Genomic DNA, 13,510 nt, shown 5'->3' on the forward strand with positions numbered 1-13,510 from the left:
TCTGGATCGGTTGCAATGGTGGCGACGAGTGTTAGCTTATATGAATAAGGTAACGCTAATCAAAGTTTTTCTCTCCATGTGATGGATGCTGTGCATGTTGCGATATTCGGGGAGTGGCTTCAGCGGGGGGCTTCTGCTGTGGCACAGGCTCCGCCTATGAGATGGAAACTTACTTCTGGTCGGCGGGGCTCCTCGGGGGCGATATCGCTGGACGAGCCCTTGTCGCCCTTGTCGTTGTGGTTCGTGGTGACGGACTTCATCTCCTCTGTGCCGGCGACGGCGATGCCGGAGATGGTGACGGCGGTGGCGGTGGACAGAGCCAGCACGGACTTCTTGAGCTTCATAAGCGGAATCCTTCGTGTCGATCTTTCAGCTACGCGCTGAATGTGGGTGAGGATCGGCGGCTTATGTGGTCAAGCGATGGTGTTGATTTCGGGGTCGGGGGATAACTTAAGGGTTAAACGACAGAAGGGGATGCGGACGGAATCTTGGAGGATTCCATCATGAACCGCTCATACACCAAGGAGCAGCGACGCAGAGCTCTGCAGGTTTACAAGCGCACTCAATCGGTGACCAAGGCCGTCCGTGAACTTGGTTATCCAGGGCGATGGACGCTGTACAAATGGTTGCGTGAACCCGCCAAACCTGGTCGACCCCCGCAAACAGTCAAATACATTGACCCGCTACCCGTTTGAGGTCAAGCTTCGTGCTGTTGAGCTCTTCAACGCTGGTTGGAGGCCAGCTGACATTGCTGTGGAATGCGGGCTGCGCTCAAAGATGAGTGTCTATTCTTGGGCACAACGCCACTGTGAAGAGGGAAAATGGGGTTTGATGTCGAACAGAGAACGCAAAGAGCACACTCGCATGCCCACCCGAGCAGCATTCGAGAAATCATTAGCCGATGATCCTGCAGAATTGAAAAGCACATGGCGCAACTGCTCGTTGACAAGGCTGTTTTGGAAAAGGAGCTCGAGCTTGTAAAAAAGACGTCAGCGTCATCCCGGGTCAGCTCAGCAATAAGCACAAGGCTGAAGTGGTTGACGCGTTACGCGGCGAGTTTCCGTTATCTATGCTGCTTGCTGCTATTGATCTTGCGGCATCAAGCTTCTACTACCAACTCCAACAGCGATTTGCTCCGGATACGCACGCGCATATCCGCGAAATGCTTCATGAGATTAGTTCTGAGTCGAATAACACCTACGGCTATGGCCGACTTTGGTGGGAACTGCGCCATCGTGGGCTCGTTATCAGTGAGAAGGTCGTCCGCCGTCTCATGCCCGAAGAGGGAATTCGTCCCTGGTTGCCGAAACGAAAGTGGCGTTACTCCAGCTATCAAGGGGAAATTTCTCCTGCACCACCTAACCTGGGCAACCGCAATTTTCATGCTGAGCATCCAAATCGGTTGTGGCTGACTGACATCAGTGTTTTCGCTACTAACTAAGGTCGCGTGTACCTGTCTGCCATCATCGACTGTTTTGACGGCAAGGTCGTGGCAGCAAAAACAAGTGTTCATCCCACCATGGAGTGAGCAGAAGAAACCTTGTACGCAGCAATCGCAACCGAAAAGCCGGCAATGGATGGCTCCTTGGTGATTCACTCAGACCGCGGAGCACATTATCGAGGCAGCAGCTGGCGAAGTATGACCGAGAAGTTCGGAATACCTCGCTCGATGTCGAAGAAGGGTTGTAGCCCCGGCAATGCAGCATGCGAGGGGTTCTTCGGCCGAATGAAAAACGAAATGTACTACGGCAGAACCTGGCAGAACCCCCAAGAGCTCAAAGAAGCAATCGCGACATACATTGAGTTCTACAACGATCACCGAATCAAGATCAGCCTCGATGGTTTGAGCATTGTCGAATACCGAAAAGTCAATGTAGCGTGAGATTGAAACTGTCTAAAAAACGTCCGCATCCCCTCCTGTCGCTTAACCCTAAACGCCACGCAAACCCCCAAAGCGCACCCAAAAACCAATGCGAAAACGTCCTGCCACCTGCAGAGTTGTGTTCATCTGTGTATTCAGGTTAATCTATCCAAGGCTTCACGGAGAGCACAGGGAAACAACCTATGGTTGGTTCTACTGGTCTTGAAGGATGCTGATGCCCCCTTAGCTCAGTCGGCAGAGCGTTTCCATGGTAAGGAAAAGGTCGACAGTTCGATTCTGTCAGGGGGCTCTGTTCTTTTATCCGGTCATTTTTCCGGATGGGGAATAGGGGCGATGTAGCTCAGATGGTGAGAGCGCACGACTCATAATCGTGAGGTCGGGGGTTCGATCCCCCCCATCGCTACTGCGGACTATCAGTTCGTTTTCCCGCCTTAACTGCATTTGATGCGATAAGGTGGGGCATTGTCGGCTAATGGTCGGCAGTGAAGGGGCGTGGCTCAATTGGTAGAGCAGCGGTCTCCAAAACCGCAGGTTGCAGGTTCGAGTCCTGTCGCCCCTGCAAGCACCCGCCATCTGGTCGGAGGTCTTATAGCAAGGCCTTTGCCGGGTGGCGGGTTTTCTTTTTGATAGCGTGTACACTCAGATAGACTTGTACTTCGGTCAAAGCCACTGCGGATAGAGCCCGTGGAGCTTTTGCCGATTTTCATTTTTTATTTCAAGAGGAGAATCGTGGCTGAGGAAAAGCACACCGTCCCAGCGGCTGCTCGTCCGACGGGTAAGCGTCAGGCTACCGGCGCTCAGGCCCCGGTTAAGGCCAAGCCTGCTCGTTCCAAGGACACGGGGGAGATGTCCACCCGGAACCCGCTGATTTTCCTGAAGCAGGTCGGCGAGGAGCTCCGAAAGGTTATTTGGCCGACTTCCCGTCAGATGGTCACCTACAGCATCGTCGTGATTCTGTTCCTGATTGTCATGGTTGTGCTGGTCTGGGGTGTCGATACCCTGGCTGGTCTCGGCATCCAGCAGGTGCTCGGCTCCTAGCCAGTTTTCGGTGCCGCAAAAGAGCTTCTGGAATAGCTCTTTTGCTTGCCGACGAAGCCCTTAACGGGTCCCCTAACAACGCTTCGGCGGCTACGTGTGGACACGTTTTTTCTCGCATCGGTTATACTGACTTGTCAGTGATGCTATTCATCCCGCCTCCGGGTTACGGAAGGCGGGATTATTCGTTGCAGGCCCGTCCGCCCCGGGTCCTAAGAGTTCTCAACAAAGAGGGGTTAGCACAGAATGAACGACGCACAGAACATTTTCTCCGATGCTCAGGAGCCGCAGGCAGACCTTGCTGCTGCCGCCGACGCAAACGCAGACGCAACCGCCGACGCAACCGCGACCGAAGTCGCTGATGTCCCGGCAGCAGACGCAGCAGAGGTCGCTATTGAAGCAACCGACACCACCGCTGCCGACGCGACCACCGACGCTGAGGCTCAGGCCGCGGCCGACGCTGACGCGGACTACCGCAAGCGCCTGCGCGAGTTCCAGCGCGAACTGAAGCGCCGTCCGGGCGATTGGTACATCATCCAGTGCTACTCGGGCTACGAGAACAAGGTGAAGACCAACCTTGAGATGCGCGCCCAGACCATGGGTGTGGACGAGCAGATCCACGAGGTCATCGTCCCGGTCGAGGAGGTCGAGGAGCGCAAGGACGACGGCAAGAAGAAGATTGTCAAGCGCAAGCTGCTCCCGGGCTACGTGCTGGTTCGCATGAGCCTCGACGACCCGTCCTGGTCCGTCGTTCGCGACACCCCGGGCGTGACCTCCTTCGTCGGTAGCGAGGGCCAGCCCTCCAAGGTGAAGATCCGCGAGGTCGCTAAGTTCCTGATGCCGAAGGAGGTCGTCACGGCCGACAACGGTGAGACCGCTCAGACTGACGGCGAGCTCGCTGTTGCGGCAGCTCCGAAGGCCGAAAAGCAGTCGGTCGCCGTCGACTACGAGGTCGGCGAGTCCGTCACCATCCTCTCCGGCCCGTTCGCATCCGTCGCCGCGACCATCTCCGAGATTGACCCGGAGACCGGCCGCATGAAGGCGCTCGTGTCCATCTTCGGCCGCGAGACCCCGGTCGAGCTGGGTATCGATGAGGTCGAGAAGCTCAACTAGGCTTTTGCGCCCTTTCGCTTGCCAACGGCCACGGGCCCGGACGTGAAGATTTTGATGCACGCTTTAGCTGCGGTAACGTAGCCAAGCGTGCATTTTTCTATGCACGGTAAATTCGTATCCCCGGTGGCTGACCCGATTGTTGGCATCCGGACGGGGTGCGTGGCCTTTTCATCGGGGCTGCGTGCGCCGGTAACTAGGAAGTAGGTAAAACCGATGGCTCCGAAGAAGAAGCTTTCTGCAATCATCAAGCTGCAGATCCAGGCTGGTGCCGCTAACCCGGCTCCGCCGGTTGGCCCGGCACTGGGTGCCCATGGCGTCAACATCATGGAGTTCTGCAAGGCTTACAACGCAGCAACCGAGAACCAGCGTGGCAACGTCGTTCCGGTTGAAATCTCCGTCTACGAAGACCGCTCCTTCACCTTCGTTCTGAAGACCCCGCCGGCTGCGAAGCTGCTGCTGAAGGCCGCTGGCATCCAGAAGGGCTCCGGCGTTCCGCACACCAACAAGGTCGGTTCTGTGACCTGGGAGCAGTGCAAGGAAATTGCCGAGCTGAAGAAGCCGGACCTCAATGCAAACGACATCGAGATGGGCGCTCGCATCATCGCCGGTACCGCTCGCTCCATGGGCATCACGGTCGAGGGTGCAAAGTAATTTCCTCTCGAAGTTAAAAACTTCACGTGGTAGGGCCAGCTTCGGCCCGCTGACACACCACACTCCAACCCTTTCAATATCTTTTTGAGATTGGATTTTTCATGAGCAAGAACTCTAAGGCTTACCGCGCCGCCGCCGAGAAGATCGACGCTGGCCGCATTTACTCCCCGATTGAGGCTGCAAAGCTGGTCAAGGAGACCTCCTCCAAGAACTACGACGCTTCCGTCGATGTTGCTATCCGCCTGGGCGTTGATCCGCGCAAGGCTGACCAGCTCGTCCGCGGCACCGTCTCCCTGCCGAACGGCACCGGTAAGACCGTCCGCGTCGTTGTCTTCGCCGCTGGCGAGAACGCCACCAAGGCTGAGGAAGCTGGCGCTGACTTCGTCGGTTCCGAGGAACTGATCGAGAAGATCCAGGGCGGCTGGACCGACTTCGACGCTGCAATCGCTACCCCGGACCAGATGGCCAAGGTCGGTCGCGTTGCTCGTATCCTCGGCCCGCGTGGTCTGATGCCGAACCCGAAGACCGGCACCGTTACCCCGGATGTCGCCAAGGCTGTCACCGAGATCAAGGGCGGTAAGATTTCCTTCCGCGTTGACAAGGCTGCCAACCTGCAGGCAATCATCGGTAAGGCTTCCTTCGACGCTGAGAAGCTGGCCGAGAACTACGGCGCTCTCATCGACGAGCTGCTGCGTCTGAAGCCGTCCGCTGCGAAGGGTAAGTACCTGAAGAAGGTCACCATCTCCGCCACCAACGGCCCGGGCATCCCGGTTGACGCTTCCGTCATCAAGAACTACACCAGCTCCGAGGCCTAATCTGGCGCTGCGGTTTAAAGGGCCGCGTAGGCGGCCTGAATTGCCGAATCAAATAAGAGGTCATGCTCCCCGATATTTCCCGGGGCAGGGCCTCTTTTTTCGTGCCCGGTAGGAGGCGGGGAAGGCGTCGGCAAGCGAAGAGAAAAACTCCTGCGCTGCTTTAACAGAATTTTCATGGTGCAAATTAGTGAGAAAGTCACTCACGTCGGGGTGGGGTTCCCTAGAATCGCGACTATGCACTTTCCATCCGAGGTTGACTGCGAGCGAGAGGCGCTGGGCGAGCTTGAGCGCCTAGCGCAGCTCGACGACGGCTCCGGAATTATCGAGCCACAGCTGATCTCCTACCTGGATTCCCTGGGGGATGACGCCTATGATATGCCCTGCTTGCGTGTTGCGGGGCAGACGCTGCTCGGGGAAGTCCTGACTGGTCTCGGCGAGGACGAGCATGTTGCGAGTGTCCTGGAGCGTAATATTGCGGACTCGATACCGTGGATTGGCATGACAGAAGGCGAGGCCCTGCGCGTGCGGGCCGCGCAGGTCGTAGTGATTCGCCTGTTGCGGATTATTGCTCGGATGGAGGCGGTAGAGCTGCGCGATGTGGTTGCGCGGTGCCAGCGCTCCATCGTGCCGCCGGCGATTCAGCTGGCGTTATCCCTGACCGTTGATGTGTTGGGCGCGGCCGCGCTGGACGCCCATCCGGACGATATGGTGCGCGTGGTACTGGACTATGCAGATCGTGTCATGTGGCTTGCCGACGGAGAGCTGATTGACTACTTCGCAGAGCTCGAGCAGATCGTGCAGGCACGCGAACGCGACCTGCGTTTCGGGGAAACCGGACCGGCGCATTTTCAGTGATTAGACCTGCATATGGGGTAATTAAGGGCGAGGTTTGGAACACTCGCACCGAAGTATTGAACGGGCGGATTTGGTTAATTGCTCGACTGTCGTATAAAGTACCTACACGAAGTTTGACCGGCTCGTAAGGGCTGGCACTCAAGTTTCACCGAAGACCGTCGGTTATCCGTTAATTCGGGTTGAAGGTTCGGCGTTTTTACGCTGGCGGCCCACGCAGGAGGACTTGGAAGCGCGAAAGCGCAGGTTCGAGATTTTGACCGAGCCTGATGCTATTAAGTACTTTGGCGCCCCATCCTTTATGCGAGGATTGGGGCGTTTGTCGTATGTAGCGCAGATCCTTTCTGAATCTAACTGGCGGAAAATTGCAAAGACCAGGAAGGAGGCGAGAGTACACATGGCAGCAAACGCTGAGAAGATCGCAGCAGTTGCAGCGCTGAAGCAGGACGTCGAAGAGTCCAACGCTATCGTGCTGACCGAGTACCGCGGCCTGTCCGTTGCGGAGATTACCGAACTGCGTCGTGCGCTTGGCGCAGATGTTAAGTACTCCGTCGCCAAGAACACCATGATCAAGCTCGCCGCCGCTGAGGCGGGAGTTGAGGGTCTTGATGAGCACCTGAACGGCCCGACTGCAGTCGCCTTCATCAAGGGCGAGGCTGTGGATGCGGCTAAGGCGATCAAGAAGTTCGCCGGTGACAACAAGAACCTCGTGGTCAAGGGCGGCTACATGGACGGCGTTGCAATGGACGCAACGCAGTTCGAGGCTCTTGCGGATATGGATAACCGCGAGACCACGCTGGCAAAGCTGGCTGGTGCCTTCAACGGCGTTCTGGCGAACGTCGCTGGCCTGCTCGACGCTCCGACCTCCTCGGTTGCCCGCCTCGCTGCGGCTCTCGAGGAAAAGAAGTAAATCGAGTTCGGCTCGCGATCCACGCGAACAACTTTTTAAATATCACTTAGACGGCTTCGACCCCAGGTATGTCCCGTGGGGAGGCCGCACCACACTCATAGGAGAATACCCATGGCTAAGTACACCACTGAGGAACTGCTCGAGGCTTTCAAGGAGATGACCCTCGTTGAGCTGACCGAGTTCAAGAAGGCTTTCGAGGAGGAGTTCGACGTTACCGCCGCTGCTCCGGTTGCTGTTGCTGCTGCAGGCGCCGCTGGCGGCGAGGCTGCTGCTGAGGAGAAGGACGAGTTTGACGTCGTTCTGGAAGACGCTGGCGCCAAGAAGATTGGTGTCATCAAGGCTGTCCGCGAGATCGTCTCCGGCCTGGGCCTGAAGGAAGCTAAGGAGCTCGTTGAGGGTGCTCCGAAGGCTATCCTGGAGGGTGCTTCCAAGGATGACGCTGAGGCTGCTAAGACCAAGCTGGAAGAGGCTGGCGCAAAGGTCTCCCTCAAGTAATTCACCAGTCTGGCAAAACTTCGGTAGTTGCCTACGACTATCAACTGTTGAAACCGTCGGTTTAAGGGTTTTCCCGAAAGCCGGCGGTTTTGCTGTGGTATCAGCATTCCTCTCGAATACCCTCATATGTGGCCTAAATTGAAAATGGTTTTCACGAGGGTGTATAAGTAAGGTCTGAGAAAAATTAATTTTCTTGTCCTTGTATAATAGAAGAGGAATGCGTTGAACAATAGCGTTTGTGGTAAGGGGAATCACGGCGACCTGGATTCCCTATCACGTATTCAGGCGAAAGATCCGATGCGCCTGAAGGGGAACCGTAATCGACAAGTACTACGGCATATGGGGCGTCGCGTGGGAATCATGGGAGCGACTCTGTGTTTGGCCTGTTCCCCGGCGGTGGTTTCCCAGGCTGCAGCAGCTTCTCCGGCAGTGTATGCAGGACCTTATTCCTCGGCCTCGATGGTTTTGGCGCAAGAGGGGGCATCCGCGTCCTTAGCTTGTGAGAAAGCCCTATACCCGATGGTTAAGGACGACCGATCTGTTCCCGCTCAGTGGGTTGATCCTACTTCTCTAACTTTCGGCGTAGGAGATGCGGCGAAAACTGTTTCGCCTGTTGACATCGGGCCGATTATGGCTAACCAGGATGTGTGGATGATCCAATCCGCACAGATGAATGGAGTGCCGTGGCTTGGTGCTAATACTCAGCATGAGACGTTTGCTACGGAGACAACCGGAGATGTCACGTTGGAGGTGAACTCCTTCACAGGCCCCGGAGATTTGGTCGTCGCTGAGGGCGGTGCTTTGGGGCAAGTATTCGGAACAGAGTGGTTCCGTGTTGAAGGTGGTGTAGGGTCTGGTAGTCACACAATTGGCGCTAATACCCATGTGCACCCTAACTGGATTTTTAGCTCGCCTGGGGAATATCAGGTGGGTATTAAGCAGACCGCCACGCTAAATGACGGCAATACTGTTGAAGGTTCTACCGTCTTGTACTTCAATGTCGGCGGCGCTGGAAACGCAGATGAAGGCCACTTCGATTTGGGTCCTGCCATCGGCTGCGCCGGGTCATCTCCTGCGGGAGAAGAAACCTCAGCTGCATCTACCAATGAGAATTCTTCGGGTACCTCTGCAGGCGGTAGTGGGTCTTCAGGGCAAGGTTCTGCCGGGAACTCTTCCGCACAGGGCGCCGGTGGCAAGAGTGCTGGAAACGCGGGTTCCCTCGCTGTTACCGGTTTTGAACCGCTGAACGTCGTGATTGCCGTTTTTGCTCTGGGTCTCGCAGTTATGGGCGCTGGAGTGATCTATCGATCGCGACGGGAAAATTAACAGTGCGTATCGGTCGGCGTGATGGATTAGTGCGCGGATTTTTAATCCGCGTGGTAGCCGCCGTGTCTGTAGTATCTTTAGGCGGTTGCGCGACTGCATCTCCTAACGGCGTGGCAGGAGTAGCTAGTGCTAGCGATAACGTTGTCGATGTGGTGGCGACAACCCCAATCGTCGCTGATCTAGCTCGGATGGTCACGGGGCAGCGCGCTCGCGTTTCCGGTCTTATCCCACCTATGGGCGACCCCCACACTTATGAGCCGACTCTCCGCGATTTACGCTCTATTGCATACGCAGATATTGCATTTACGAATAATCTACTTCTCGAACAGGCAAGTCTCATTCGAGTTGTGGAGCAGGGGATTCGGCCGGGTACTCCTGTCGTAGCACTGGCAGAGAATTCATCACGATATGGTGGGGAACTCATTCAATTAGTCGAGGATGTTGCCCTCGATACAGTGTGGCTGGGAATGCGCATAGCCGGCTCGGGGGAGAGCTTTGGCGCATCGCGTACCTCTGAAGTTGAGTTGCAGGCGACTGGTGTACGAGGGCCGGGAGACGTAGCAGCATTTCTGACTACAGCCTTCGGAGAACCAGAGGTCTACCTAAACTCTGCTGATGGCTTTGATCGAGAGTCGAATTATAAGGGCGATACTGCGACCCTACCTGTCGATGCACATACCCACATGAGCTGGGCATTTTCACAGCCAGGTATTTATGAGGTCGATTTTCGGGCGCAGGTTATCGCGGAAAAGGGGGCTCGTCCACAGCCAGTAGGCGATACGACGGTGACATTTGCCGTCGGGGTAAGCCCAACCGAGGCTGGCAAGGATAAGGAATATGTCCTTAATGAAGGGCATCAAGATATCTCAGTCGACCTCGATGAAGGAAAAATCCTTATCCGAGGAGATGCCCCGGCAAAAGGGGATACCAGGATTAATTATTCCTATCCCCCAGAGCAGGCCGTAGTTGAGGTACCAAATTCCGCGATTAAGGAGATTCCAGCATCAGCGGCGTTCCGCTTCCTGGGGCGACCGGGGACTGATACTTATATGCTGCCGCAGGCTGTGTTGGGCAAACATGTCCATGGGGAGCTTGATCCGCATGCGTGGCAGAATGTCTCAAATGCAATAGCCTATCTGCAGTTGATCCGAGACAAAATGATTGCGGTAGATCCCAAAGGAGCATCTGAATACACCGCGAATGCAGATCGGGCAGTCAATCAGCTTCTGGATCTGGATTCGTATGTGCGAAATCGGATTGCGTCGATACCGCGAGAGCGTCGGCACTTGGTTACGACCCACGATGGCTACGCCTATCTGGGGAAGGCATATGACCTTGATATTGCGGGTTTTGTTACCCCTAATCCCTCAATAGAGCCATCGACGCGCGACATGGTTACTCTTACTCGAACATTGGAAAACCTGCAGGTTCCCGCTGTGTTTTTGGAGCCTTCTTTAGAAGGGCGCGCTGGTGTGCTCACCGAGACGGCCGAGCGTTTGGGGGTACAGGTGTGCCGAATCTACGGAGACTCATTCTCGGAAGAAGTCACCGGGTACATAGAGATGATGCGTTACAACGCCGATAGCCTGGCTCGATGTCTCAATCGCCAAGACTGAAGAAATTATCGGATAAAAATCAAAGAAAGAACATTTCATGAAAATTAAATTGGTCACCGGATACAGTTCCCGTTCTTCGGCACATCACTCCTCTTTTGTAAAGCGTAATCTCTCGGCTGCAGTGACTTTGACTGTCGCTATCGGAAGCATTTTTTTCGTACCCACTGAGGCTGAGGCTCTTCCGGAAGTACTGTCGTTCTCACAGAGCGTATCCGCGAATTCGAAAGAAATTTATGCCCAAAGTGACCAGTTAGGCTCTGATGATCCCTCGCTCCAGCAGAGCGTTACTGCCGATGAAAAAGTAGCGCCGGAAGGCGAATCCGTTGTTTTCGATAACGGTCACGCGGATATGGGACCGGTTTTCTTGGATGACTCGATGAGGTTCCTAGTCCGAGATGATCGGGAAAACTCCCCCGTATGGCGTGACCCCCGCGACATCGTTTTCCGATTGTCTGAAAGTGCAACCCAAGTGTTGCCAGAGGGAAGTGATTTTGACTTCACCGGAGCAACCGGAGGTGACAAAGTGTGGGTAGTGCCGCAGACACAAATGCAGGATGTTCCATGGTTGGGGTGGAACACGCAGGCGCCGTCAGTGGTTCAGTCTGTGGACCGTGGCGTGACGTTTGAGTTCTTGGGGCATCAAGGCCCGGGACAATTTAGCGTCTTTTTGCAAAATGGCGGCTTTGACCAGGCTCAGCAGTTGTGGAATTCGGGTTCTTCCCAAAAGCAATCGACGTGGGTTGACCTAAACACTCACACGCACGCAAACTGGGTCTTCACTGAGCCGGGAGTGCATTTGGTTGCGATGAATGTCAAAGCAGTCCAGCTCGATGGAACCCCAATTAATGACATCGCGATTTTGCGCTTTGCGGTGGGAGATGCCGATCCGAATGCGGCTGCAAATGCACAGTGGGAAGGCGAGCTGGTCGTGGGGGACGACGGTGAGACTGAGGATTCGACAAATAACGCTGGATCTTCCGTGGTGCTGTGGGTATCTGTCGGGCTGATTATAGTTGCAGCAATCCTTATCGGTCTCGGATTGCGTAATCGTCGCTCGAGCGCTCGTCGTAAAGCCGCGGCTCGGAAGAGTGAATAGAGGCGGTAGGGACCAGTGACAGAAAAACAAAATTCCCGACCGTGGCTATTGGATGTAGATAAGGTCACGGTGAAACTCGCAGGCCGTGAGGTTTTGGCTGATGCAACTTTGCAAGTTGCGCGTGGTGAATTCCTAGGGCTAATCGGTCCAAACGGTGCGGGGAAGACGACTCTTTTGCGTTCAATTCTAGGCATCGTACCGATTTCCGGCGGACGGATTTCGGTGGCCGGGGTCTCAGGAAAGGCATCCATTGATCGCATAGGCTATGTGCCACAGCGCCATGAATTTGCTTGGGATTACCCCATTAATATCCATGACACGGTGTTAGGTGGAAGAACCCGGCAAATTGGGATGTTTCGATCGGCCAAGGATGCTGACTATGAAGCGGTCGCGCAGGCTCTCGAAAAAGTGCAGTTAGCGAACCTCGCAGATCGTCCTATTGGCGAGCTTTCTGGAGGTCAACGGCAACGCGTGTTAGTGGCGCGCGCTCTGGCGGGAGCGCCGGACCTATTGCTTCTCGACGAGCCCTTTACCGGCCTGGATATGCCTAGCTGGGAGCTGCTTTTGAGTCTCTTCGAAGACCTTACGAATGGTGGGGTTTCCATTGTGATGTCGACCCATAACCTGCCCGAAGCAATGGATATTTGTGATCGAGTGGCCTTGCTGCGCAGGTCTATTAGAGCGGTCGGAACGCCAGAAGATCTTCTGCAACCACCAATGGTAACGACATGGATGGAAACCTTTGAGGTGCATAGGAAGTCGCCACTGTTGAAGTCTGTCGGTATTGACACGCAGATGGCCGCTGCTGAGGAGACTGCGCAATGATTTCTCTCGTTGACTTTTTCCAAGATCTCATGAATCCGGCTCTCGGATTTCTGCCTCGGGCACTTATGATTTCCATTCTCAGCGCCATTATCTGTGGCGTGGTCGGAGTTCATGTCGTACTGCGCGGTATGGCTTTCATAGGCGACGCGGTGGCCCACTCCGTATTCCCAGGTATCGCCGTGGCCTTTGCGCTGCAAACATCTGTAATTGTCGGCGGGGCTGTTGCGGGAATCGTTGTCGCTGTACTCATTGCGGTATTTTCACAACGACGAAGAGTGAAAGAGGACACGTTAATTGGAGTGTTCTTCGCTGGCGCATTTGCGTTTGGCCTGGTGATTATTTCGCAGATCGATGGTTATACGGCGTCGCTAACAAACTTTCTTTTCGGTTCGATTGCCGGAGTATCGGATACTGAAATAGTCGTTGCCTTTGTCCTGGGAACTATTATTACGGCATTGCTCTTGGGTCTGAATAAGGAACTCGTTGCGGTATCTCTTGATCGAGAGACCGCGATGGCACAAAGACTCCCCGTTTTCGCTCTGGACCTCTTCCTTTATCTATCAGTGACGTGTGCAGTAGTTGTTTCAGTTCGCACAATCGGCAACATCTTAGTACTTGCTCTTCTGGTGACTCCCGCAGCGTCCGCGCGACTGCTTACAGACCGCCTGTCGACGATGATGGCTGTATCAGTCGGCATCGGAATACTGTCATCGGTAATTGGCCTTTATCTGTCCTGGGCAATTGATGTGCCCACCGGGGCCACAATTGTTCTTGTGGCGACCGGAATATTTTTCCTATGTTGGCTTTTCGCCCCGCGAAGAGGGGTGCTCGTGGAGCGTTTCAGCAGAGTGCCCTCAATGAATTAATGGGCAATGTCTGAGGTTGGATAACCAT

The 13,510-nt window shown here is 55.2% G+C and carries 16 protein-coding genes and 3 tRNA genes; 18 read left to right on the forward strand and 1 reads right to left on the reverse strand.

What is annotated here, in order from left to right; all coding sequences use genetic code 11:
- Positions 1–119: 119 nt before the first annotated feature.
- Positions 120–344, reverse strand: coding sequence for a hypothetical protein (locus CLAC_RS01745; RefSeq protein WP_053411437.1), 225 nt, complete (start codon positions 342–344; stop codon positions 120–122).
- 409 nt (positions 345–753) lie between these two features.
- On the opposite strand from CLAC_RS01745, the gene CLAC_RS13115 reads away from it, so the two are divergent.
- The 18 genes from CLAC_RS13115 (at position 754) to CLAC_RS01825 (ending at position 13,482) form a co-directional block, all read left to right on the forward strand.
- The gene (locus CLAC_RS13115) at positions 754–981 is read left to right on the forward strand and encodes a terminase gpP N-terminus-related DNA-binding protein (protein WP_245622000.1); all 228 of its coding nucleotides are present in this window, start codon (positions 754–756) and stop codon (positions 979–981) included.
- Between the two features lie 52 nt (positions 982–1,033).
- Positions 1,034–1,441 carry an IS3 family transposase gene (locus CLAC_RS13120; RefSeq protein ID WP_245621935.1) on the forward strand — a complete coding sequence of 136 codons (408 nt, stop codon included), beginning with the start codon at positions 1,034–1,036 and terminating at the stop codon, positions 1,439–1,441.
- 198 nt (positions 1,442–1,639) lie between these two features.
- The gene (locus tag CLAC_RS13125; RefSeq protein ID WP_245621936.1) at positions 1,640–1,882 is read left to right on the forward strand and encodes an IS3 family transposase; all 243 of its coding nucleotides are present in this window, start codon (positions 1,640–1,642) and stop codon (positions 1,880–1,882) included.
- 216 nt (positions 1,883–2,098) lie between these two features.
- Positions 2,099–2,171 (forward strand) — tRNA-Thr (locus CLAC_RS01755).
- A 40-nt stretch (positions 2,172–2,211) separates the two neighbouring features.
- Positions 2,212–2,285 (forward strand) — tRNA-Met (locus tag CLAC_RS01760).
- An 83-nt stretch (positions 2,286–2,368) separates the two neighbouring features.
- Positions 2,369–2,441 (forward strand) — tRNA-Trp (locus CLAC_RS01765).
- A 170-nt stretch (positions 2,442–2,611) separates the two neighbouring features.
- Positions 2,612–2,920 (forward strand): preprotein translocase subunit SecE, encoded by a 309-nt coding sequence (gene secE, locus CLAC_RS01770; protein WP_053413192.1) that lies wholly within the window; start codon positions 2,612–2,614, stop codon positions 2,918–2,920.
- Between the two features lie 243 nt (positions 2,921–3,163).
- Entirely contained in the window at positions 3,164–4,030 is an 867-nt protein-coding gene (gene nusG, locus CLAC_RS01775; protein WP_053411438.1) for a transcription termination/antitermination protein NusG, read from the forward strand.
- Between the two features lie 213 nt (positions 4,031–4,243).
- Positions 4,244–4,681 carry a 50S ribosomal protein L11 gene (rplK, locus tag CLAC_RS01780; RefSeq protein WP_053411439.1) on the forward strand — a complete coding sequence of 146 codons (438 nt, stop codon included), beginning with the start codon at positions 4,244–4,246 and terminating at the stop codon, positions 4,679–4,681.
- Between the two features lie 101 nt (positions 4,682–4,782).
- Positions 4,783–5,496 carry a 50S ribosomal protein L1 gene (gene rplA / locus CLAC_RS01785; protein WP_053411440.1) on the forward strand — a complete coding sequence of 238 codons (714 nt, stop codon included), beginning with the start codon at positions 4,783–4,785 and terminating at the stop codon, positions 5,494–5,496.
- Positions 5,497–5,730: 234 nt separating this feature from the next.
- Positions 5,731–6,351, forward strand: coding sequence for a hypothetical protein (locus CLAC_RS01790; RefSeq protein WP_053411441.1), 621 nt, complete (start codon positions 5,731–5,733; stop codon positions 6,349–6,351).
- Between the two features lie 394 nt (positions 6,352–6,745).
- Positions 6,746–7,258, forward strand: coding sequence for a 50S ribosomal protein L10 (gene rplJ / locus CLAC_RS01795; RefSeq protein ID WP_053411442.1), 513 nt, complete (start codon positions 6,746–6,748; stop codon positions 7,256–7,258).
- Positions 7,259–7,369: 111 nt separating this feature from the next.
- The gene (gene rplL / locus CLAC_RS01800) at positions 7,370–7,753 is read left to right on the forward strand and encodes a 50S ribosomal protein L7/L12 (protein ID WP_053411443.1); all 384 of its coding nucleotides are present in this window, start codon (positions 7,370–7,372) and stop codon (positions 7,751–7,753) included.
- Between the two features lie 519 nt (positions 7,754–8,272).
- Complete coding sequence (locus CLAC_RS01805; protein WP_053411444.1) at positions 8,273–9,079, forward strand: choice-of-anchor M domain-containing protein; 807 nt, start codon at positions 8,273–8,275, stop codon at positions 9,077–9,079.
- A 2-nt stretch (positions 9,080–9,081) separates the two neighbouring features.
- Positions 9,082–10,695: an anchored repeat ABC transporter, substrate-binding protein gene (locus CLAC_RS01810; protein WP_156324737.1), complete on the forward strand. Its 1,614-nt coding sequence runs from the start codon at positions 9,082–9,084 to the stop codon at positions 10,693–10,695.
- A 37-nt stretch (positions 10,696–10,732) separates the two neighbouring features.
- On the forward strand, positions 10,733–11,791 hold the full coding sequence (locus tag CLAC_RS01815; RefSeq protein ID WP_053411446.1) for a choice-of-anchor M domain-containing protein: 1,059 nt from the start codon (positions 10,733–10,735) through the stop codon (positions 11,789–11,791).
- A 15-nt stretch (positions 11,792–11,806) separates the two neighbouring features.
- Positions 11,807–12,616: an anchored repeat-type ABC transporter ATP-binding subunit gene (locus tag CLAC_RS01820; RefSeq protein WP_245621937.1), complete on the forward strand. Its 810-nt coding sequence runs from the start codon at positions 11,807–11,809 to the stop codon at positions 12,614–12,616.
- Positions 12,613–13,482 carry an anchored repeat-type ABC transporter permease subunit gene (locus CLAC_RS01825; RefSeq protein WP_053411447.1) on the forward strand — a complete coding sequence of 290 codons (870 nt, stop codon included), beginning with the start codon at positions 12,613–12,615 and terminating at the stop codon, positions 13,480–13,482. Before CLAC_RS01820 ends, CLAC_RS01825 begins: the two co-directional genes overlap by 4 nt.
- The last annotated feature ends 28 nt before the right edge of the window (positions 13,483–13,510 follow it).

Source organism: Corynebacterium lactis RW2-5 (assembly GCF_001274895.1).
GTDB lineage: Bacteria > Actinomycetota > Actinomycetes > Mycobacteriales > Mycobacteriaceae > Corynebacterium > Corynebacterium lactis.

Coding starts and splice junctions, on each gene's coding strand:
- rplL (WP_053411443.1), top strand. CDS start 7,370: ATGGCTAAGTACACCACTGAGGAACTGCTCGAGGCTTTCAAGGAGATG.
- CLAC_RS01790 (WP_053411441.1), top strand. CDS start 5,731: ATGCACTTTCCATCCGAGGTTGACTGCGAGCGAGAGGCGCTGGGCGAG.
- CLAC_RS13125 (WP_245621936.1), top strand. CDS start 1,640: ATGACCGAGAAGTTCGGAATACCTCGCTCGATGTCGAAGAAGGGTTGT.
- rplA (WP_053411440.1), top strand. CDS start 4,783: ATGAGCAAGAACTCTAAGGCTTACCGCGCCGCCGCCGAGAAGATCGAC.
- CLAC_RS01815 (WP_053411446.1), top strand. CDS start 10,733: ATGAAAATTAAATTGGTCACCGGATACAGTTCCCGTTCTTCGGCACAT.
- CLAC_RS01825 (WP_053411447.1), top strand. CDS start 12,613: ATGATTTCTCTCGTTGACTTTTTCCAAGATCTCATGAATCCGGCTCTC.
- nusG (WP_053411438.1), top strand. CDS start 3,164: ATGAACGACGCACAGAACATTTTCTCCGATGCTCAGGAGCCGCAGGCA.
- CLAC_RS01745 (WP_053411437.1), bottom strand. CDS start 344: ATGAAGCTCAAGAAGTCCGTGCTGGCTCTGTCCACCGCCACCGCCGTC.
- rplJ (WP_053411442.1), top strand. CDS start 6,746: ATGGCAGCAAACGCTGAGAAGATCGCAGCAGTTGCAGCGCTGAAGCAG.
- CLAC_RS01805 (WP_053411444.1), top strand. CDS start 8,273: ATGGTTAAGGACGACCGATCTGTTCCCGCTCAGTGGGTTGATCCTACT.
- rplK (WP_053411439.1), top strand. CDS start 4,244: ATGGCTCCGAAGAAGAAGCTTTCTGCAATCATCAAGCTGCAGATCCAG.